18 protein-coding genes are annotated in these 18,776 nt (G+C 73.7%); 11 read left to right on the top strand and 7 right to left on the bottom strand.

Annotated elements, in window-relative coordinates:
- Positions 1-32: 32 nt before the first annotated feature.
- Complete coding sequence (locus tag ACWY4P_RS38035) at positions 33-767, top strand: methyltransferase domain-containing protein (RefSeq protein ID WP_456205101.1); 735 nt, start codon at positions 33-35, stop codon at positions 765-767.
- A complete protein-coding gene (locus ACWY4P_RS38040; RefSeq protein ID WP_456205102.1) occupies positions 764-1,861 on the top strand; it encodes a prenyltransferase in 1,098 nt (365 codons plus the stop codon). The genes ACWY4P_RS38035 and ACWY4P_RS38040 overlap by 4 nt, the downstream gene beginning before the upstream one ends.
- A gap of 116 nt (positions 1,862-1,977) precedes the next feature.
- On the opposite strand, the gene ACWY4P_RS38045 is transcribed toward ACWY4P_RS38040, so the two are convergent.
- The 4 genes from ACWY4P_RS38045 to ACWY4P_RS38060 all read right to left on the bottom strand — a co-directional run bounded on the left by ACWY4P_RS38045 (position 1,978) and on the right by ACWY4P_RS38060 (position 5,752).
- Entirely contained in the window at positions 1,978-2,988 is a 1,011-nt protein-coding gene (locus ACWY4P_RS38045; protein ID WP_456205103.1) for an LLM class F420-dependent oxidoreductase, read from the bottom strand.
- Positions 2,989-3,158: 170 nt separating this feature from the next.
- Complete coding sequence (locus tag ACWY4P_RS38050) at positions 3,159-3,989, bottom strand: hypothetical protein (protein WP_456205104.1); 831 nt, start codon at positions 3,987-3,989, stop codon at positions 3,159-3,161.
- A 165-nt stretch (positions 3,990-4,154) separates the two neighbouring features.
- Positions 4,155-5,063, bottom strand: coding sequence for an N-acetylmuramoyl-L-alanine amidase (locus ACWY4P_RS38055; protein WP_456205105.1), 909 nt, complete (start codon positions 5,061-5,063; stop codon positions 4,155-4,157).
- Positions 5,064-5,155: 92 nt separating this feature from the next.
- Complete coding sequence (locus tag ACWY4P_RS38060) at positions 5,156-5,752, bottom strand: class I SAM-dependent methyltransferase (protein WP_456213195.1); 597 nt, start codon at positions 5,750-5,752, stop codon at positions 5,156-5,158.
- 186 nt (positions 5,753-5,938) lie between these two features.
- On the opposite strand from ACWY4P_RS38060, the gene ACWY4P_RS38065 reads away from it, so the two are divergent.
- From ACWY4P_RS38065 to ACWY4P_RS38090, 6 genes are all read left to right on the top strand, one after another.
- Positions 5,939-7,030, top strand: coding sequence for an NADP-dependent oxidoreductase (locus tag ACWY4P_RS38065; RefSeq protein WP_456205106.1), 1,092 nt, complete (start codon positions 5,939-5,941; stop codon positions 7,028-7,030).
- A gap of 54 nt (positions 7,031-7,084) precedes the next feature.
- Positions 7,085-7,504 carry a MerR family transcriptional regulator gene (locus tag ACWY4P_RS38070; protein ID WP_456205107.1) on the top strand — a complete coding sequence of 140 codons (420 nt, stop codon included), beginning with the start codon at positions 7,085-7,087 and terminating at the stop codon, positions 7,502-7,504.
- 107 nt (positions 7,505-7,611) lie between these two features.
- Complete coding sequence (locus ACWY4P_RS38075; protein ID WP_456205108.1) at positions 7,612-10,008, top strand: acyl-CoA dehydrogenase; 2,397 nt, start codon at positions 7,612-7,614, stop codon at positions 10,006-10,008.
- Positions 10,009-10,129: 121 nt separating this feature from the next.
- On the top strand, positions 10,130-11,578 hold the full coding sequence (locus tag ACWY4P_RS38080; protein ID WP_456205109.1) for an MFS transporter: 1,449 nt from the start codon (positions 10,130-10,132) through the stop codon (positions 11,576-11,578).
- A 66-nt stretch (positions 11,579-11,644) separates the two neighbouring features.
- Positions 11,645-12,184 carry a SigE family RNA polymerase sigma factor gene (locus ACWY4P_RS38085; RefSeq protein ID WP_456205110.1) on the top strand — a complete coding sequence of 180 codons (540 nt, stop codon included), beginning with the start codon at positions 11,645-11,647 and terminating at the stop codon, positions 12,182-12,184.
- Positions 12,181-13,128, top strand: coding sequence for a hypothetical protein (locus ACWY4P_RS38090; protein ID WP_456205111.1), 948 nt, complete (start codon positions 12,181-12,183; stop codon positions 13,126-13,128). Before ACWY4P_RS38085 ends, ACWY4P_RS38090 begins: the two co-directional genes overlap by 4 nt.
- Before the next feature lie 52 nt (positions 13,129-13,180).
- On the opposite strand, the gene ACWY4P_RS38095 is transcribed toward ACWY4P_RS38090, so the two are convergent.
- Positions 13,181-13,786: a response regulator gene (locus tag ACWY4P_RS38095; protein ID WP_456205112.1), complete on the bottom strand. Its 606-nt coding sequence runs from the start codon at positions 13,784-13,786 to the stop codon at positions 13,181-13,183.
- Complete coding sequence (locus ACWY4P_RS38100; RefSeq protein WP_456205113.1) at positions 13,783-15,060, bottom strand: sensor histidine kinase; 1,278 nt, start codon at positions 15,058-15,060, stop codon at positions 13,783-13,785. The genes ACWY4P_RS38095 and ACWY4P_RS38100 overlap by 4 nt, the downstream gene beginning before the upstream one ends.
- Before the next feature lie 348 nt (positions 15,061-15,408).
- On the opposite strand from ACWY4P_RS38100, the gene ACWY4P_RS38105 reads away from it, so the two are divergent.
- The 3 genes from ACWY4P_RS38105 (at position 15,409) to ACWY4P_RS38115 (ending at position 18,447) form a co-directional block, all read left to right on the top strand.
- Positions 15,409-16,296, top strand: coding sequence for a MaoC/PaaZ C-terminal domain-containing protein (locus tag ACWY4P_RS38105; protein WP_456205114.1), 888 nt, complete (start codon positions 15,409-15,411; stop codon positions 16,294-16,296).
- 57 nt (positions 16,297-16,353) lie between these two features.
- Positions 16,354-17,439, top strand: a complete 1,086-nt coding sequence (locus tag ACWY4P_RS38110; RefSeq protein ID WP_456205115.1) for a Zn-dependent alcohol dehydrogenase — start codon at positions 16,354-16,356, stop codon at positions 17,437-17,439.
- Between the two features lie 69 nt (positions 17,440-17,508).
- A complete protein-coding gene (locus ACWY4P_RS38115; protein WP_456213196.1) occupies positions 17,509-18,447 on the top strand; it encodes a 3-oxoacyl-ACP reductase in 939 nt (312 codons plus the stop codon).
- A gap of 60 nt (positions 18,448-18,507) precedes the next feature.
- Here the strand turns inward: ACWY4P_RS38115 and ACWY4P_RS38120 are convergent, their stop codons facing one another.
- Positions 18,508-18,681: a hypothetical protein gene (locus tag ACWY4P_RS38120; protein WP_456205116.1), complete on the bottom strand. Its 174-nt coding sequence runs from the start codon at positions 18,679-18,681 to the stop codon at positions 18,508-18,510.
- Positions 18,682-18,776 lie beyond the last annotated feature (95 nt).

Here is an 18,776-nt window from a genome sequence, read left to right on the forward strand (position 1 = left end):
CCGGAATCCCACTGATCAGAAGGCAGACCACCGTGCTGACCGTCGATTTCTCCCGCTTCCCGCTCGCCCCCGGCGATCGCGTCCTCGACCTGGGCTGCGGCGCCGGCCGGCACGCCTTCGAGTGTTACCGGCGCGGCGCGCGGGTCGTCGCCCTCGACCGCAACGGCGAGGAGATACGGGAAGTCGCCAAGTGGTTCGCCGCCATGAAGGAGGCGGGCGAGGCCCCCAGGGGCGCGACGGCCACCGCCATGGAGGGCGACGCGCTGGCCCTGCCCTTCCCCGACGACAGCTTCGACGTCGTCATCATCTCCGAGGTGATGGAGCACATACCCGACGACAAGGGCGTGCTGGCCGAGATGGTGCGGGTGCTGCGGCCCGGCGGCCGGATCGCGGTCACCGTGCCGCGCTACGGGCCGGAGAAGGTCTGCTGGACGCTGTCCGACGCGTACCACGAGGTCGAAGGCGGCCACATCCGCATCTACCGCGCGGACGAACTCCTCGCCAAGATGCGCGAGGCCGGGCTGCGCCCCTTCGGCACCCACCACGCCCACGCGCTGCACAGCCCCTACTGGTGGCTCAAGTGCGCCTTCGGGGTGGACAACGACAAGGCCCTGCCCGTCCGGGCGTACCACAAGCTGCTGGTCTGGGACATCATGAAGAAGCCCCTGGCCACCCGGGTCGCCGAACGGGCCCTGAACCCGGTCATCGGCAAGAGCTTCGTGGCGTACGCGACCAAGCCGCACACCCCCTCCCAGGGGGAGGCGTGACGGCCTTCGGCCCCGGGCCCGGCCGCACCGAACGCCTCGTCCTGCCCGGTGTGCTGACCGCGGAACAGGCCACGCGGACGGTGGCGGGCATCGCCGCCGTCCAGCGCGGCGACGGAGCCATCCCGTGGTTCCGCGGCCACCACCTCGACCCGTGGGACCACATCGAGGCCGCGATGGCGCTGGACGCGGCGGGCGAGCGGGAGCGCGCCGAGGCCGCGTACGAGTGGCTGGCCCGCCACCAGAACCCCGACGGCTCCTGGTACGCCGCCTACCGGGACACCGCGAGCGGCGTCGACGCCGCGCACCCCGCCGACCCCGGCCGGGAGAGCAACTTCTGCGCGTACGTCGCCGTCGGCGTCTGGCACCACTACCTGGCCACCGGCGACGACGCCTTCCTGGACCGCAGCTGGCCGACCGTCGTCGCCGCCGTCGAGTTCGTCCTCGGCCTGCAGCAGCCCGGCGGACAGATCGGCTGGCGGCGCGAGGCCGACGGCTCCGCGGCCACCGACGCCCTGCTCACCGGCTCCTCCTCCGTCTACCAGGCGCTGCGCTGCGCCCTGGCCATCGCGGAGCACCGCGAGGAGCCCCAGCCGGACTGGGAGCTGTCGGCGGGGCTGCTGGGGCACGCCATCCGCCACCACCCCGAGCGGTTCCTCAACAAGGACCACTACTCGATGGACTGGTACTACCCGGTGCTCGGCGGGGCCCTCACCGGCGCCGCGGCCAAGGAGCGCATCGAGGCGGACTGGGACCGCTTCGTCGTCCCCGGCCTGGGCGTGCGCTGCCTGTCCACCAACCCCTGGATCACCGGCGGCGAGAGCTGCGAACTGGCCCTCGCGCTCTGGGCGATGGGGGAGTCCGACCGGGCGGTGGAGATACTTCAGTGGATCCAGTCCCCGCTGCGCGCGGAGGACGGGATGTACTGGACGGGCTACGTCTTCGAGGACGACGCCGTCTGGCCCGAGGAGCGCACAACCTGGACCGCGGGCTCGCTGCTGCTGGCGGCGGCCGCGCTCGGCGGGGACGAGGCGACCACGGCGGTCTTCGGCGGGGAGCGGCTGCCGCGCGGGCTGGACTCGGACTGCTGCGGGTAGTTCCCTGAGCGTCGGGCCGCGGCGTCGGGCTGCGGCCTCGGGCCCGGCCGGTGTCGGGCCGCGGTGTCGGGCCCGGCCGGTGTCGGGACCCGCTGCCGCGCGCCTCAAGTTCTTGCTCAGCCGTTGAGTTCGGCCAGCGTCTGCAGGGTCTCCGGGTCCGGCGCGGTCACCAGCAGGTCGGTCACCGGGCCCTTGCGCCACAGCTCCAGCCGCTCCGCGATCCGCTCGCGCGGACCGACCAGCGAGATCTCGTCCGCGAAGGCGTCCGGCACCGCCTGGACCGCCTCCGTGCGGCGGCCCGCGAGGAAGAGCTCCTGGACCCGTCGCGCCTCCGCCTCGTAGCCCATGCGCCCCATCAGGTCGGCGTGGAAGTTACGTGCCGAGTGGCCCATGCCGCCGATGTAGAAGCCGAGCATCGCCTTTACCGGCAGCAGCCCCTCGGCGACGTCCGCGCAGACCCGGGCCTGGGCCATGGGCGCCACCACGAATCCCTCGGGCGCCTCGGCGAGCGCCGCCTCGTACAGCTCCGTGCGCCCTGGCGACCAGTACAGCGGCAGCCAGCCGTCGGCGATCCGCACCGTCTGCGCGATGTTCTTGGGGCCCTCCGCGCCGAGGAGCACGGGCAGATCGGCGCGGAGCGGGTGGACGATCGGCTTGAGCGGCTTGCCGAGGCCGCCGGCGTCCGGCCCGGCGTACGGGTGCGGATGGAAGCGCCCGTCCAGCCGCACCGGGGCCTCCCGGCGCAGCACTTGGCGGATGACCTCCACATACTCGCGGGTGGCGGTCAGCGGGCTCTTCGGGAACGGCCGCCCGTACCAGCCCTCGACGACCTGCGGTCCGGACAGCCCGAGGCCGAGCATCATCCGGCCGCCGGAGAGGTGGTCGAGGGTGAGGGCGTGCATCGCGGTGGCGGTGGGGGTGCGGGCCGCCATCTGTGCGACGGCCGTGCCCAGCTTGACGCGGGTGGTGTGGGCGGCGATCCAGGTGAGCGGGGTGAAGGCGTCCGAACCCCAGGACTCGGCCGTCCATACGGAGTGATAGCCGAACCGCTCGGCCTGCCGGGCGAGTTCCAGGTGGCGGGGGTCGGGGCCGCGGCCCCAGTAGCCGAGCGCCAGTCCGAGCCGCATGGCATCCCTCCATCCCGTGTCGCATGACGGCTGACGGTGTGTCAGGTGATGCGGCGGACTGTACGGGCCGGACCCGGGAAAGGCAACGGCCCCCCGCCCTTGACCGGGCGGGGGGCCGTAGCTGTGGCGATCAGCGAGCCGAGTCGAGCGTGTGGCTCGCGTGGGCGGTGTCAGCCGCGCTGGATCCCCGTGGTGTCCTGCAGCACGCCGCGGCGGCCGTCCTGCGTCTGGGCGACCAGCGCCTGACCGCGCTGCTCCACCGCGAGGTACCAGGTACCGGGGGCCAGCTCGGCGATGGTCGACGAGGAGCCGTCCTCCGCGTACAGCGGGCGGGCCACCGGCACCGCGAACCAGAACGGAGTGAAGTCCGAACCGCTCGCGGCCGGCGGGGCCGGCTGGCTCGGGCCCGGCTGGGCGCCGAACGGCTGGGCCGGCTGACCGGGCTGCGCACCGTACGGAGCCGGGGCGCCGGGCTGCGCGGCACCCGGGCCCGGGTAGCCGTAACCGGGCTGCGGGGCGGGGGCGCCGTACGGGGACGGGGCCGCCGGGCCGGCGGCGCTCATCAGCGGGGCCTGGAGCGCGGGCAGGCGCGGGGTCAGGATGACGGCCGCCGCCATGGCGAGGGTGGCCAGCAGCGAGATGATCGAGCCGGCGCCCATGCTGCCGCGGTCGGGGACGAGGAAGAGCGTCCAGAGCGAGCCCCAGGCGGAGGCCACCACGAACCCGGCGCCCCACTGGCCGAGGGTGAGCCCGCTGACCTTGCGGGTCTCGGGCTGGAAGCGGCCGGCGACGACGAGCCCCGCGCCGATCAGGCCGGCCAGGAACACCGACGGAAGGATGACGAAGTACGCGTCCGTGTCCCACGCGTTCGGCAGGTCGAGCTTGTCACAGAAATCGCCGCAGTCGTCAGCGGAGTAGAAGTCGAGGAACGAGGCGATGAACAGCAACACCGCTGCTCCGATCACCACGCCGTCGCCTCGAGTGAGGGAGCGGATGTTCAACGTAGAGGTCCTTTGTCGGTTTAGTCTGTACGGACGGCAGCCGCCGGGCGCATGGCGCGAAGGCGTCGGGGGTGGTGCACCATCGTACGGGTGAATCTGCCGCCGGTGAGCAGGGGTGTCCGATCGGTGTCCCGGTCGTGACCTGCTGTTCGGGGAGTTGTTGCGTTATCCGTTCAAGAAGTCCGTAATGCCCTGTGCGATCCCCCGCGCGGCGCGCTCCCGCCACGCCGCGTCGGTCAGTTGTGCGGCGTCCTTCGGGTCACGCATATTGCCGCACTCGATGAACACCTTCGGAACGGTCGAGAGATTGAGTCCGCCGAGGTCGTCGCGCACTTTCAGACCCGTGCCGTCCCCCATGTAGTTGGCGGGCGCGGCTCCGGTCGCCTCGCTGAAGTCCGTGACCAGCCGCTTGCCGAGGCGGCGGGAGGGGCCGGTGATCGACGAGGTGTCGGCCCCGCCGCCGCGCACGGAGGCGGGCAGGATGACATGGAAGCCACGCTGCCCGGCGGCCGCGCCGTCCGCGTGCACGGAGACGACCGCGTCGGCGTGCGCCTTGTTGCCGATCTCCGCCCGCTCGTCCACGCAGGGCCCGAACGGCCGGTCGCCGTCCTGGGTGAAGACGACCTTGGCGCCCCGGTCTTGGAGCAGGGTGCGCACGCGGCGTGAGACGTCGAGGGTGAAGGACGCCTCGGAATAGCCGGAGTTGGTGGCCGTGCCGGTGGTGTCGCACTCCTTCTTCGCCGTGCCGATGTCGACGCTGCGGGCGATTTCGGAGGAGTGATCGCGGTTGTGTGGATTGTGGCCGGGGTCGATGACCACGACCTTGCCGGCGAGCGGCCGACCGGAGTCGTCCTTCGGACGTCTTGTGGCCGCGCTCGACGGGCCACCGGTTGCGGGCGGGGCGATCGAGGTGCTGTCGGCGGTCGGCAGGGAGCCGGTGCCGCCGCTCTTCTGCTCGCCCATGGAATCCCAGACCAGCCAGCCGATGAGACAGGCGGGCACCAGCGCGGTCAGCACGACGGCGAGAGTGCCGCCGCGGCGGCCGGGGCTGGGAGGAAAGCTTCCGTTCGACACTCGGGCGATGGTAGCCGTGCGGGGTCAGCGGGCGCGGCCGGGTCACGAAGGCGGTCGCGCAGGCGGGGCTTCCGGGGCGGGGCAGGGGAAGGTCAGCCGGCCGCGTCTCCGCCCGTACGGCGCAGCACGCGCAGCGAGCCGGTCACGGACACCTCGGCGAAGGCGCCGGAGGCGAGCGCGCGGCGGTAGATCCGGTACGGGGCCCGGCCGCCGTCGGCCGGGTCGGGGAACACGTCGTGGATCACGAGGAGCCCGCCGGGGGCCAGCTGCGGGGCCCAGCCCTCGTAGTCGGCCGTCGCGTGCTCGTCGGTGTGGCCGCCGTCGATGAACACCAGGCCGACCGGCCCGCCCCATACGGCCGCGACCTGCGGGGACCGGCCGACGACGGCGATCACGTGGTCTTCGAGACCGGCGGCGTGGAGGGTGCGGCGGAAGGTCGGCAGGGTGTCCATCCGGCCGACCTCGGGGTCGACGACCTCCGGGTCGTGGTACTCCCAGCCGGGCTGCTGCTCCTCGGAGCCGCGGTGGTGGTCGACGGTGACCGCGACCGTGCCCGCCGCGCGGGCGGCGGCGGCCAGCAGGATCGTGGAGCGGCCGCAGTACGTGCCGACCTCGAGGAGCGGCAGCCGCAGCGCGGCGGCCGCGCCGACAGCGGCGGCGTACAGGGCGAGACCCTCGTCCACGGGCATGAAGCCCTTCGCGGCCTGGAAGGCGGCGAGCGTGGGGGCGTCGGGGGTCTCGGTGGGGGTTCCGGCGGGAGCTGAGGCAGGCTGGGTCACCCGGACATCGTGCCGTACGGACCTGCGGCGGGGCGGCGGGGGTGGTGGCGGCCGGGCTTGACCTTGACCCATGGGTCAATCCTTAGCGTCGCCGGCATGATCACAGCTTCGAAGGGCACTGCCCTGTCTGTTGAGTCCGGCCCCTCCGAGTCCGGCCCCTCTGAGTCCGGCCCCTCCCGCCGTGGCCCCCGCACGGGGCTGGAGGTCCGGCTCGCCGCCCGGCCCGACGGGCTTCCCGCGCTCGGCGACTTCGAGCTCGCCGAGGTGGCCGTTCCTGATCCGGCGCCGGGCCAGGTGCTGGTCCGCAATCTCTTCATGTCGCTCGACCCCGGCATGCTCATGCTGATGACGGGCGAGTCCGGCCTGCCGATGCCGCGCTACGAGGTCGGCGAGGTGATGTACGGGGACGCCGTCGGCGAGGTGGTCGCCTCGGCGGACCCGTCCCTGGGCGAGGGCGACCTGGTCGTGCACCGGATGGGCTGGCGGGAGTACGCCCTGGCCCCGGCCGGGGCGTACCGCCGAGTCGACAAGGACGCCTATCCGACCCCCTCCACCCATCTGAGCTTCGGGCTGGTCGCCTACGTCGGGCTCATGGACGCGGCGCGGCTGCGCCCCGGCGACACCGTCTTCGTCTCCAGCGCGGCCGGGGCGACCGGGAGCATGGCCGGGCAGATCGCCCGGCTCAAGGGCGCGGCCCGGGTGATCGGCAGCGCCGGGTCGCCCGAGAAGGTCGCCCATCTGACCGGGAAGCTCGGTTTCGACGCGGCGTTCGACTACCACGACGGGCCGGTCGTCGACCGGCTGCGCGAGGTGGCCCCCGACGGCATCGACGTCTACTTCGACAACGTGGGCGGCGAGCAGCTGCGCGCCGCGATCGAGGTCATGAACGTGCACGGACGCATCGCCGTCTGCGGAGCCCTCAACCGGCAGAGCACGGCCCGCCCCGACGACGGGCCCGGCGATCTGCTCGCCGTCCTCGGCAAGCGGCTGACCATCCGCGGCTTCACGATGGGCGACCACCTGGAGCGCGCCGCGGAGTTCGGCCCGCAGTTCCGCGCCTGGCTGCGCGACGGGGCCGTCGTCTACGAGGAGACGGTGATCGACGGACTGGCCGAGGCGCCGCGGACGCTCCTGGACATGGTCGGCGGCGCGTACACCGGGAAGACGGTGGTCCGGCTCGGAAGTTGACCTCGGCGAATGCCGGGAGAGCTCGGCACTAGGGTGGGTGCGGAGGTGGCGGCGATGCTGATCGGGGAACTGGCGACGCGGACGGGGGCCACGACCCGCGCCCTGCGCTACTACGAGGCGCAGGGCCTGCTGGAGTCCGAGCGGACGGGCAACGGCTACCGCGTGTACGGGCCGGGCGCGATGACCCGGGTCCGCAACATCCGCGACCTGCTGGCCTCCGGGTTCACCGTCGAGGATGTGAAGTCCTTCGTGGCCTACCTCGACGACAACCTGCCCGAGGTGTTCACCTACTCGCCGAAGTGCGCCGACGGCTATGGCGTCGGCGCGCAGCGGGTGGCCGAGCTGGAGGAGCGGATCGCGTCGCTCACCAGGCTCCGCGGCGTCCTCGTCCGCCGGATGCCCTGGCTGGCGGGGTCCGCGGACGCCGTCGATACCGGGGACGGTGTGGACACCGCCGCTGAGCCGGCGGCCTGAGCGGCGTCCCTCCGGCCTCCCCGCCGGTCTTCCCTCATTTCTGACTATCCGTCAGATTGGATACCGGCAGGCAGGGCGAGAGTTCCGAGATCCGAGAGAGGTGCTCCATGGGCATCGCCATCACGGAAGACCAGCGGGAACTGGCGCGCGCGGTGCGGGGCTGGGCCGCGCGGGCCGTGCCACCCGAGGAGGTGCGCAAGCTGCTGGACGCCCCCGCGGGCGGCTCGGGGCGGCCCGCCTACTGGGACGGGCTGGTTGAGCAGGGGCTGCTCGGGCCGCACCTGCCGGAGGCGTACGGAGGGGGCGGCGGCCGGCTGCTCGACCTCGCCGTCGTCCTGGAGGAGACCGGGCGGGCGGTCCTCCCCGGGCCGTATCTGCCGACCGTGCTGGCCTCGGCGGTGCTGGCACGCGCGGGGCAGGGCGAGTTGACCGCCGCGCTCGCCGAGGGCACGCGCGTCGGCGCGGTCGCCCTGGGCACCGGATCGCTCACCGCCACACCTGCGGCGGCGACGGGTGGGGCGGCGGCTGGCGGGGCGGGTACCGGCGGGGCGCGGGCTGGCGGGGTGCCGACCGGCGGGGCGGCGGCCGATGCGGCGGCCGATGCGGCGGCCGGCGGGGTGCGGGGCTGGGTGTTGGACGGGTGCGCGCCGCCCGTGCTCGGCGCGGCCGACGCCGACCTCGTCGTGCTGGCCGCCACGACCGCCGACGACGGCACGGCGTGGTTCGCCGTCGACGCCCGCGACCTGGAGATCCGCGCCCACGACAGCGCCGACCCGACCCGCCCCACCGCCGAGGTGAGGGCCTCGCGTACGGCCGTCGCCGCCGACCGGGCGCTCGCCGTGGACCCGGGGCTGGTGCGGGACCTGGCCGCGGTGCTCTTCGCGGCCGAGGCGTGCGGGACGGCGGCGTGGGCCCTGGAGACCGCGGTCGCGCACGCCAGGACGCGCGAGCAGTTCGGGCGGCCCATCGGCCAGTTCCAGGCCGTCAAGCACCTGTGCGCCGACATGCTCGTACGCGTCGAGCAGGCGCGCGCCCTCACCTGGGACGCGGCCCGCGCGGCGGGCGACGAGCCGTCGGCGCACGCGGAGCCGGCGCACGCGGAGCCGGCCCACGCGGAGCCGGCGGCGCGCGAGCGGCCGGGCCCGCGCGCCCTGACCGCCGCGCTCGCCGCCGCCACCGCGCTCGACGCCGCCCACGGGTGCGCCAAGGACTGCATCCAGATCCTCGGCGGGATCGGCTTCACCTGGGAGCACGACGCCCACCTCCACCTCCGCCGCGCGACCGCCGCGCGGGCCCTGCTCGGCACGGGCGGCGCGCACCGGCTGCGGGCCGCCCGGCTCGCCGCCGCGGGCGCGCGGCGTGAGCTGCGGCTCGAGCTCCCGGCCGAGGGGGAGGTCCGCCGGGACTACGAGCGGTACCGGACGCAGGCGCGCGCCGTGATCGAGGCGGCGCGCGGCCTGGACCCCGGCGCCGCCCGCCGCGCCCTCGCGCCCACCGGTCACGCCGCCCCGCATCTGCCGGCCCCGTACGGGCTCGGTGCCGGCCCCGTACAACAGCTCGCGGTGCAGCGGGAGCTGGCCGACGCGGGGGTGGTCCTGAGCGACCTGGGGGTCGCCACCTGGGTCGTGCCCTCGCTCATCGCGTACGGGACGCCGGAGCAGCGGGAGCGCTATCTGCTGCCGACGCTCCGCGGCGAGCTGCGGTGGTGCCAGCTGTTCTCCGAGCCGGAGGCGGGGTCCGACCTGGCGGCGCTGCGCACGAAGGCCGAGCGGACCGGGGAGGGGTGGCGGGTCAGCGGGCAGAAGGTGTGGACGTCGGGGGCGCGGCGGGCGCACCACGGCATCCTGCTGGCCCGTACGAACCCACGGGCGCCCAAGCACAAGGGGCTCACCTACTTCCTTGTCGACATGGAGCGGACCGCCGGGATCGACATCCGTCCGCTGCGGGAGATCACCGGGGAGTCGCTCTTCAACGAGGTCTATCTGGACGACGTGCTGCTGCCGCACGACGCGGTGGTGGGCGAGGTGGACGGCGGCTGGGCGGTGGCCCGCAACACGCTCGGCAACGAGCGCGTCCACATGGCCGACCAGCTGACCTTCGACACCGGCTTGGAGGCCCTGATCGCGCGCACGGCCGACAACGCCGATAACACCGACCGCGTCGACCACTGGGTGCGGGAGCGGGTCGGGGCGCTGGCGGCCGAGGCGCACGCGCTGGCCTGCCTGGGGCTGCGCACCACCTTGCGGCAGGTCTCCGGCGTGGAGCCGGGGGCCGGCGCGAGCGTCCGCAAGCTCATCCAGACCGCGCACCAGCAGAAGGTCGCCGAGCTGGCCCTGGAGCTGCTGGGCCCGGCGGGCGCGGTGCGCGAGGGCGCGGGGGAGCGGGCGCTGCACGGCTTTCTCATGTCCCGCTGCCTGACCATCGCCGGTGGTACGACGCAGGTGCAGCTGAACGTCGTCGCGGAGCGGATGCTGGGGCTGCCTCGCGACCCGGCGCCCGCGTAGTGCGCGCCCCGGCTCGCGTCCGGCGGTGTGCGCCTACTGCGTGAGACCTACACCCAACAGCTGCCGTAGGTACGACAAAAATACGATGCAGCATGCAGGGGTCGGTGCAAGCATCACGGCCATGGCCGCCCACACCCCCTCCACCACGGATAACTCATCCGCCGCACCTCGTGTCACCCCACCGGCCTGGGCGGTGCTGCTGGCCGCGTGCGCGGGGCAGTTCCTGGTCGTCCTGGACGTGTCGGTGGTCAATGTCGCGCTGCCGTCGATGCGTACGGACCTCGGGCTCGGCGAGACCGCGTTGCAGTGGGTGGTCAACGCCTACGCGCTCACCTTCGCCGGATTCCTGCTGCTCGGCGGCCGGGCCGCCGACCTCTTCGGGCGCAAGCGCGCCTTCCTCGTCGGCCTCGGCCTGTTCACCGCCGCCAGCCTGGCAGGCGGACTCGCCCGGGAGCCCTGGCAGTTGGTCGCCGCCCGGGCCGCCCAGGGCCTGGGCGCGGCCGTGCTCTCCCCGGCCACCCTCACCATCCTCACCACCACCTTCCCGGGCGGCGCGGCCCGCACCCGGGCCATCGGCACCTGGACGGCGGTCGGCGCGGGCGGCGGCGCCGCGGGCGGGCTGGTCGGCGGGCTGCTCACCGACTACCTCTCCTGGCGCTGGGTGCTGCTGGTCAATGTGCCCGTGGGCGCGCTGGTGCTGGTCGCCGCGGCGGTGTGTCTGGCCGAGAGCCGGGCGGCGGCCGGGCGCCGGCTCGACGTACCGGGCGCGGTCCTCGTCACGACGGGGGTCTCCTCGCTCGCGTACGGCATCGTGCAGACCGAGCGGCACGGCTGGGTCGCCGCCGACTCGCTCGTCCCGCTGCTCGGCGGGCTGGCGCTGCTCGGCGTCTTCATCGCCGTCGAGGCGCGCACCCGGGCCCCGCTGATGCCGCTCGGGCTGTTCCGCGTCAGAGCGGTCTGGGCGGCGAACGCGGTGATGCTGGTGTGCGGCGGCGGCATGTTCGCGATGTGGTACTTCATGTCCCTTTACTTGCAGAACGTGCTGCACTTCAGCCCCGTCGAGGCCGGTCTTGCCTTCCTTCCGCACACCCTGTCCATCGTCCTCGGCTCCAAGCTCGCGCCCCGGCTGATGGCGGTGGTCAGTGGCAAGGCGCTGGCGATGACCGGCGGGATCATGGCCGTCGTCGGCTACGCCTGGCAGAGCCGGATGGACGCCGACGGCACCTTCGTCGGTACGGTCCTGGGCCCCGCGATCGTCATGTCGCTCGGCTCCGGCCTGATGATGACCCCACTGGCCACGGCCGCCACCTCGGGCGCCGCGCCGTCCGAGGCCGGGCTGGTGGCGGGCCTGGTCAACACCAGCCGTCAGATCGGCGGCGCGCTCGGCCTGACCGTGCTGACCACGGTCGCCGCCGAGCGCATCTCCACGACCGAAGGCGGCAGTGGCGGGGACGGGCCGGGGCCGGTGGCGCTGGCGGCCGGGTACAGCCACGCGTTCACCGTGGCGTCGGGCATCATCGCCGCCGCCGTGATCCTGATGGCCGTGGCCCTGCCGCGCAGGCGCGGCTGAGAATTCTTCCGCGGCCGGGCAACGGTTCGCCGCCTTCGTGGACTCCGTAAGGCGAAGGAGGTGCCCATGGGGAACACGACGGCGGACCGGGACGAGGAGTTCCGGGAGTTCGTCACCACGCGGTGGCCGCGGCTGCTGCGCACCGCGTACCTGCTCAGCGGCGAACAGCACGCGGCCGAGGACCTGGTCCAATCGGCCCTGATCCGGGTCTACGTGGCGTGGCGGCGGGTCCGCGACGCGGACGAGCCGGACGCCTATGTGCGCCGCGTCCTCGTCAACGAGCACGCACGGCGCTACCGCAGAAGGCTGAAGGAGTTCCTGTCCATCGGCCCGGGCGACTCGGCCCACTGGCAGGTGCCCGACCGGGACCGGATCGCCCTGGCCGACGACCGGGAGATGCTGCGCCAGGCCCTCGCGCAACTCCCGCCGCGCCAGCGACAGGCCGTGGTGCTGCGCTACTGGGAGGACCTCAGCGAGTCGCAGGTGGCGGCCGCCATGGGCTGCTCGGTCGGAACGGTCAAGAGTCAGGCGGCGAAGGGGCTGACGAAGCTGCGGGCCGCGCTGACGCGCGAAGACGTGACCGTGGGTCACGGGGAGGTGCGATGAACAGGGAGTCGTGGTACGTGGAGCCCGAGTACGAGAGGGATCCGGACCGGGAAGCGGGCGAAGTGGCGGGCCGGCTGGCCGTGATCGCGGACGAGGTGGTCATCGGCCCCGCGCCCTACCCGGACGTGGTCCGCGACGGCCGTCGGCGCAGGACGCGCCGTCGGGTGGGGGCCACCGCCCTGGCGGCCACGGCCGTGCTGGTGGCCGGAGGCCTGAGCCTGGGGGAGTTCGGCGACTTCGGCCAGGGAGGGACGGCGACGCCGGCCGCCGGCCGGGCGTCGGCGCCGGCCGCGCTGGAGCCGGTCACGACCGTGGTGGGCAAGGGGACGGTCGACGGGAAGCGGTGGCAGGTCTCGGTCACCGTCTACGGGCCCGCGCGGACGAAGGAGGAGGCGCACCGCCAGTACGACCTGGCGCTGCGCCGGGGGGACGCGTATCCGCTGCTGGACGGCGAGTGGGAGGGGGGGTATCCGAAGACCCTGCGCATCGGCGTCACCTGGTACTCCACCCGGGTGACCGAGGGCACGGGGAAGCCGCGGAGGATGGCGGACTGGGTGTCGCCGAAGCCCGCCAAGGGGGAGACGCTGCTGGGCGGCTCGTATCAGCACGCGGGCGCCGAGGCCGGTCCGGTGGGCCTGGCGTGGCTGGCGCCGAAGGTGGAGCGCGTGGTGGTCCACTGGAAGGACGGTTCGACCGATGAGCCGAAGGTGGTCCCGGTGAAGGGCACCGACGTCCGCTGGATCGTGAGCGAGCGCCCGGCCCACGGGGTGCCGGACAAGTTCATCGACCTCTACGACGGCACGGGGAAGCGGACGCGGCTGGGGCCCGCCGTGCGGCTGGAGGACCTGAAGAAGAAGGTGCCGGCGGCCGTGACGAAGGAGCAGCTGGAGGCCGTGACGAAGTCGAGTTGGGGGACGCCGGTGAAGATCACCGACCTGAGGTGACGGGGCGGGCGGCCCCGGGGCGGCCTGGGGGGCGCCCCGGGGCCGCCCGCCGTCACAGCCAGCCGTTCTGGCGCGCCGCCCGCACCGCCTCCATGCGGTTGCGGGTCTGGGTCTTGCCGATGGCCGAGGACAGGTAGTTGCGGACGGTGGCGGGGGACAGATGGACCTTGGCGGCGATGTCGGCGACGGTCGCCCCGTCCACCGCGGCCGTCAGCACGTCACGCTCACGCGGCGTCAGCGGGTTGGGGCCCGCGCTCAGGGCGGCCGCGGCCAGGCCCGGGTCGATGACCCGCTCGCCCGCGAGCACCCGGCGGACCGCGACGGCCAGCTCCTCGACCGGGCCGTCCTTGACCAGGAACCCGGAGGCCCCCGCCTCCATCGCGCGGCGCAGATAGCCGGGGCGGCCGAAGGTGGTCAGGATCAGCACATGGCAGCCCGGGAGCGCCTGGCGCAGCGCGGCGGCGGCGTCCAGGCCGCTGAGGCCCGGGAGTTCGATGTCGAGGAGGGCCACGTCCGGCCGCGTCTCGAGCGCGCGGGGCACGATCTCGTCGCCGTCGCCGACCTGCGCGACGATCTCGAAGTCCGGCTCCAGGCCGAGCAGCAGGGCCAGCGCGCCCCGCATCATGCCCTGGTCCTCGGCGAGCAGTAGCCTGATCACGCCGTGCGGGCCTCCTTGACGTCCATCGGATCCTTGACCATGTCTTCTCCGGCTTCTCCGGCTTCTCCGTCTATCGGAAGTGCCGCCGCGAGCCGGAAGCCACGGCGCCCGGCCGGTCCGGCCTCCAACGAGCCGCCCGCCGCGGCCAGCCGCTCGGCCAGGCCCTTGAGGCCCGTGCCTCCCACGGCCGTTCCGGCAGAGCCGGCCGTATCGGCGGATACGGCCGTACCGGCGGAACGGGAGCCTACGCCGTTTCCGTCGTCGACGATCTCCAGACGCACCTGATCGGCCTCCTGAAGGACCTCGATCTCGCACCGGCTCGCCCTGCTGTGCCGCACCACATTGGTGACCCCCTCGCGGACCACCCAGCCCAGCAGCGCCTCGGCCTGCGGGGGCAGCGGCGGCCCCGACCGGCGGACGACGGAGTCGATGCCCGAGGCGTCGAGCAGCGAGCGGGCCCGGTCCAGCTCGGTCGCCAGGCTGCCCTCGCGGTAGCCGGTGACGGCCTCCCGGATCTCGGTGAGGGCCTGGCGGCCGACGGCCTCGATGTCGGCGGCCTGGCCCAGCGCGGCGTCCAGGTCGCGCGGGGCCAGGCGGCGTACGGCCTCGGCCTTGACCACCACGACCGACATGGTGTGGCCCAGCAGGTCGTGCAGGTCGCGGGAGAAGCGCAGCCGCTCCTTCTCGACGGCGGTGCGGGCCAGCTCCTGGCGGGTCGCGCGCAACTCGGCGACGGTCTCGAAGAGCGACAGGACCGCCGCCGTCACCAGGCCGGACATGACCGTCCCGTACCCGACGGTCAGCGCCTCGTCCGCGCCGCCGCGCCAGCCGGAGATGACCCCGGCGGAGGCCGAGTACGTGAGCAGCAGCAGTCCCAGCCGACGGCCGCGGACCACGATGCCGGTGGCCAGTGACAGCAGCACGAAGCAGAGCAGCCAGTTGCCCGCGTAGCCGATGGTCAGGGCGTAGGTGAGGGCGGTCAGCCCGGCGAGCGAGCCGATGCACAGCGGGGTCTGGCGGCGCCGCCTGTTGAGGCCGGTGACGACGGTGGTGGCGTACAGCGCGCAGAAGGCGGCCACCCCGGCGGCGCCGAGCCACGGCAGCGGGGTCTTCCCGTGGATGAGGTCCTTGACGTCCCCCGTGAGCATGAAGGGCCAGAAGAGGAAGGCAGGCGGGCCGGGCGGCCTGCGGCGCTCGATGCGCTCGACATCCGAGGTGGCCGGGGTGGCCGAGGCAGCCGAGGAATCCGTGCGACGCCAGGTTCTTGCAGACATGCTCCGAGGTTACGGAAGCCGCGGGTGAGCTGGTCAGATCCGATTGTCAGCGCCCGTCCTGTGACATTTGTCCCGGCCGGGCGCGGGGCGGCCGGTCCTGCCGATCCAACCGATCTGACAAACCGTCAGCAGTCTTCCCAGTGCATGGGGATTCGGCTATACATGGGGCCGTCGGCTAGAACGCGTTCCAGTATCGATATGCGGCTCCGCCGCGCGGGCTGCCGTACGCGCCCGTACGCGTCCGTACGCGGAACCCGCAGCGGCCGACCAGTTACGACCCCGGCGCGGCCGACGGTGCGGACGGGCGGGCCGGGGTCTTCCAGACCGTGGCGAGGAGTGCTCTCAGCAATGCCCATCGATGCCGCCAAGGCCGTCTCGGCCGAACCCAGGACGACGGCTCTCACCTGGGGCCACAAGGACATCCAGCTCTACCACCTCGGCGTGGGGGCGGGCATCCCGGCCACCGACCCCGACGAACTCCGCTACACCCTCGAGAGCAAGCTGCATGTCCTCCCCAGCTTCGCCACGGTCGCGGGCGGCGGCATGGCGGTGGCCGGCGGCCTCAGCGCCCCCGGCGTCGACGTCGACCTCGCCGCCGTTCTGCACGGCGGCCAGACCATCGAGCTGCACCGGCCCATCCCGCTCGCCGGGGACGCCACCCAGACGTCCAAAGTCGCCGCCGTCTACGACAAGGGCAAGGCCGCGGTCATCGTGCTGCGCAGCGACGTCGCCGACGCGGACGGGCCGCTGTGGACCTGCGACACCCGGATCTTCGTACGCGGAGAGGGCGGTTTCGGCGGCGACCGCGGGCCCGCCGACCGGATCGAGCCCCCCGCCCGCGAACCCGACCTGACCGTCGAGCGCGCGATCCGCGAGGACCAGGCGCTGCTCTACCGCCTCTCCGGGGACTGGAACCCGCTCCACGCCGATCCCGAGTTCGCCAAGGTCGCGGGCTTCGACCGGCCGATCCTGCACGGTCTGTGCTCGTACGGGATCGCGCTCAAGGCCGTCGTGGACACCGCCCTGGGCGGGGACGTCGCCCGCGTCCGCTCGTACACCACGCGGTTCGCGGGGGTCGTCTTCCCCGGCGAGACGCTGCGCGTCCGGATGTGGCGGGACTCCGGCGCGCCGGGCCGCGTCCAGGTGCTGGCCACGGCCGTCGAGCGGGACGACGCGCCGGTCCTGACCGACACGCTCGTCGAGCACACCGCCGAGCACACCGCCGAGCACGACTGAGAAGCAGACCTCGCACGGACGAACGGACGAACGGACGAACGGACGAGAGGAGCCGCTGTGCGCGCAGCCGTACTGCACGAGATAGGGCAGGACAAGCTCGAAGTCCTTGACGACATGGAGGCGGTGGGCTTCGGCCCCGGCAAGGTCAGGCTGCGCGTCAAGGCCACCGGGCTGTGCCACTCCGACCTGTCCGCCATGAGCGGCGTACTGCCCCAGCCCGGGCCCTTCGTCCCCGGGCACGAGGGCGCGGGCGAGATCGTCGAGGTGGGGGAGGGGGTGACCGGCCTGAGCGCGGGCGACCGGGCGCTGGTGTGCTGGCTGCCCGCCTGCGGCTCGTGTCCGGCCTGCGAGCGCGGCCAGTCCCACCTGTGCCTGAGCGGCTTCATGAACGCCGGCACCCCCAACTTCAAGCGCCCCGGCGGCGCCCCGGAAGACATCTTCGGCTTCGCCGGGACCGGCACCTTCGCCGAAGAGGTCGTGCTGCCCGCGCAGTGCGCCGTGCCGATCCCGGACGATGTGCCGTACGACATCGCGGCCCTCATCGGCTGCGGGGTGACCACGGGGCTCGGCGCGGCCCTCAACACGGCCCAGGTCGAGGCGGGCTCCTCGGTCGCGGTCATCGGCTGCGGCGGCGTGGGCATCAGCGTGATCCAGGGCGCCCGGGCGGTGGGCGCCGCGCAGATCGTGGCCGTCGATCCGGTCGAGCCGCGGCGCCAGGCGGCGCTGCGCTTCGGGGCCACGGAAGCGGTCGCGCCCGAGGGCCTGGACGACGCCAAGAACCGCGTCACGTCGGGCGAGGGCTTCGACTACGTCTTCGAGGTCGTCGGCAGGTCCGCCACCGCCCGCACGGCCTACGAGGCGACGCGGCGCGGCGGCACGCTGTGCGTGGTCGGGGCGGGGGCGCTGGACGACTTCCTGCAACTCAGCATGTTCGAGCTGTTCTTCGACGAGAAGCGGATCCTGCCCTCGCTGTACGGCGGCGGCGATGTGCTCCGCTCGTACCGGCGGGCCGTCGCGCTGTGGCGGGCGGGCCGGATCGACCTCGAAGGGCTCATCACTCACCGCGTACGGCTCACCGAGATCAACGACGCGCTGGACCAGATGCGGACGGGCGAGGCGCTGCGCACCTGCATCCAGGTCTGAGCGCCCTGGACCTCAGGCGGTTGGACCGCTGTATCTGGACACAGACCCGGGAGGACGTTCATGCCGCGCATGCCGCTGGCGGGGAAGACCGCGATCGTCACGGGCGCCGGGCGGGGCCTCGGCCGCGCCGAGGCGCTCGAGCTGGCTCGGCTGGGTGCCAATGTCGTCGTCAACGACTTCGGCCGGTCCGGACGCGACGGCTCGGGCGAGGCGTCCGCCGCCCCCGCCGAGGCGGTCGCCCAGGAGATCCGGGCGGCCGGCGGACAGGCCACGGCCCACGTCGGGGACGTGGCCGACTTCGAGCAGGCGGCCGAGCTGGTGCGGCTCGCGGTCGACACCTATGGCGCGCTCGACATCCTGGTCAACAACGCGGGCATCCTGCGGGACCGGATGGTCTTCTCGATGACCGAGGACGAGTGGGACTCCGTCATCCGCGTCCATCTCAAGGGCCACTTCAACACCACCCGTTTCGCCGCCGCCCACTGGCGGGAGCGCTCCAAGGCGGCGGACGGCGGCCCGGTCGGCGGCCGGATCGTGAACACCTCCTCCGAGGCGTTTCTCGCCGGTTCCGCGGGCCAGCCGAACTACGCCGCGGCCAAGGGCGGCATCGTCGGGCTGACGACCTCCACGGCGGCGGCGCTCGCCAAGTACGGAGTGACGGCCAACGTCATCTGCCCGCGCGCCCGCACCCGCATGACCGAGGACGTCTTCGCAGGCCTCGAACCCCCCGACGACGGAACCCTCGACGCGCTCGCGCCCGAGCACGTCGCCCCTCTCGTCGGCTATCTGGCGGCCCCGGAGGCGGCGGGCGTGAGCGGGCAGGTCTTCGTCGTCCACGGCGGGATGGTCGCCGTCCTGGAGCGGCCGAAGGTGGCGGCGAAGCTGGACACGGCGAAAGACGCCTTCACCTTCGAGGAACTGGACGGACTGCTCACGCCGTACTTCGCCGCACGGCCGCGCGGGGAGACCTTCGCGGCGGTGGAGGTGCTGGGCCTCAAGCGAGCGTAGGGCCCGGGGCCGCGGGGCCCCAGGTCGCAAAGGACGCTTGAGGGACGCCTTGAGGACCCCTTAGGACGCGGCCGCCGCCTCGACGGGGCGGCGGTGGCGGCCGTGGGGCGGGGTCTGGGCGTCCTCGGACGCGGCCCGGCCCCGGTGCTTGCCGAGGACTGTGTCGTCGGCCCCCGCTGCGGCGGCCGCCTGCTGCGGACGCGGCTCGGTCGTGTGGATGCGGGCTTGGGGCATCTTGGAAGTCACCTCGTCAGATCGCTGCGTACGGTGCACGGGAGGTCGGCCACGAAGTCGGCTCGCCACGACGTCAAGACGAGGGTCACAACGCG

It is taken from the genome of Streptomyces sp. LZ34, assembly GCF_053890475.1.

What these genes read in the sequence shown, in the direction of transcription:
- ACWY4P_RS38065 (WP_456205106.1), top strand. Translation starts at nt 5,939, where the DNA reads ATGATCACAGCTTCGAAGGGCACTGCCCTGTCTGTTGAGTCCGGCCCC.
- ACWY4P_RS38105 (WP_456205114.1), top strand. Translation starts at nt 15,409, where the DNA reads ATGCCCATCGATGCCGCCAAGGCCGTCTCGGCCGAACCCAGGACGACG.
- ACWY4P_RS38120 (WP_456205116.1), bottom strand. Translation starts at nt 18,681, where the DNA reads ATGCCCCAAGCCCGCATCCACACGACCGAGCCGCGTCCGCAGCAGGCG.
- ACWY4P_RS38090 (WP_456205111.1), top strand. Translation starts at nt 12,181, where the DNA reads ATGAACAGGGAGTCGTGGTACGTGGAGCCCGAGTACGAGAGGGATCCG.
- ACWY4P_RS38085 (WP_456205110.1), top strand. Translation starts at nt 11,645, where the DNA reads ATGGGGAACACGACGGCGGACCGGGACGAGGAGTTCCGGGAGTTCGTC.
- ACWY4P_RS38045 (WP_456205103.1), bottom strand. Translation starts at nt 2,988, where the DNA reads ATGCGGCTCGGACTGGCGCTCGGCTACTGGGGCCGCGGCCCCGACCCC.
- ACWY4P_RS38075 (WP_456205108.1), top strand. Translation starts at nt 7,612, where the DNA reads ATGGGCATCGCCATCACGGAAGACCAGCGGGAACTGGCGCGCGCGGTG.
- ACWY4P_RS38070 (WP_456205107.1), top strand. Translation starts at nt 7,085, where the DNA reads ATGCTGATCGGGGAACTGGCGACGCGGACGGGGGCCACGACCCGCGCC.
- ACWY4P_RS38100 (WP_456205113.1), bottom strand. Translation starts at nt 15,060, where the DNA reads ATGTCTGCAAGAACCTGGCGTCGCACGGATTCCTCGGCTGCCTCGGCC.
- ACWY4P_RS38080 (WP_456205109.1), top strand. Translation starts at nt 10,130, where the DNA reads ATGGCCGCCCACACCCCCTCCACCACGGATAACTCATCCGCCGCACCT.
- ACWY4P_RS38115 (WP_456213196.1), top strand. Translation starts at nt 17,509, where the DNA reads ATGCCGCTGGCGGGGAAGACCGCGATCGTCACGGGCGCCGGGCGGGGC.
- ACWY4P_RS38060 (WP_456213195.1), bottom strand. Translation starts at nt 5,752, where the DNA reads ATGCCCGTGGACGAGGGTCTCGCCCTGTACGCCGCCGCTGTCGGCGCG.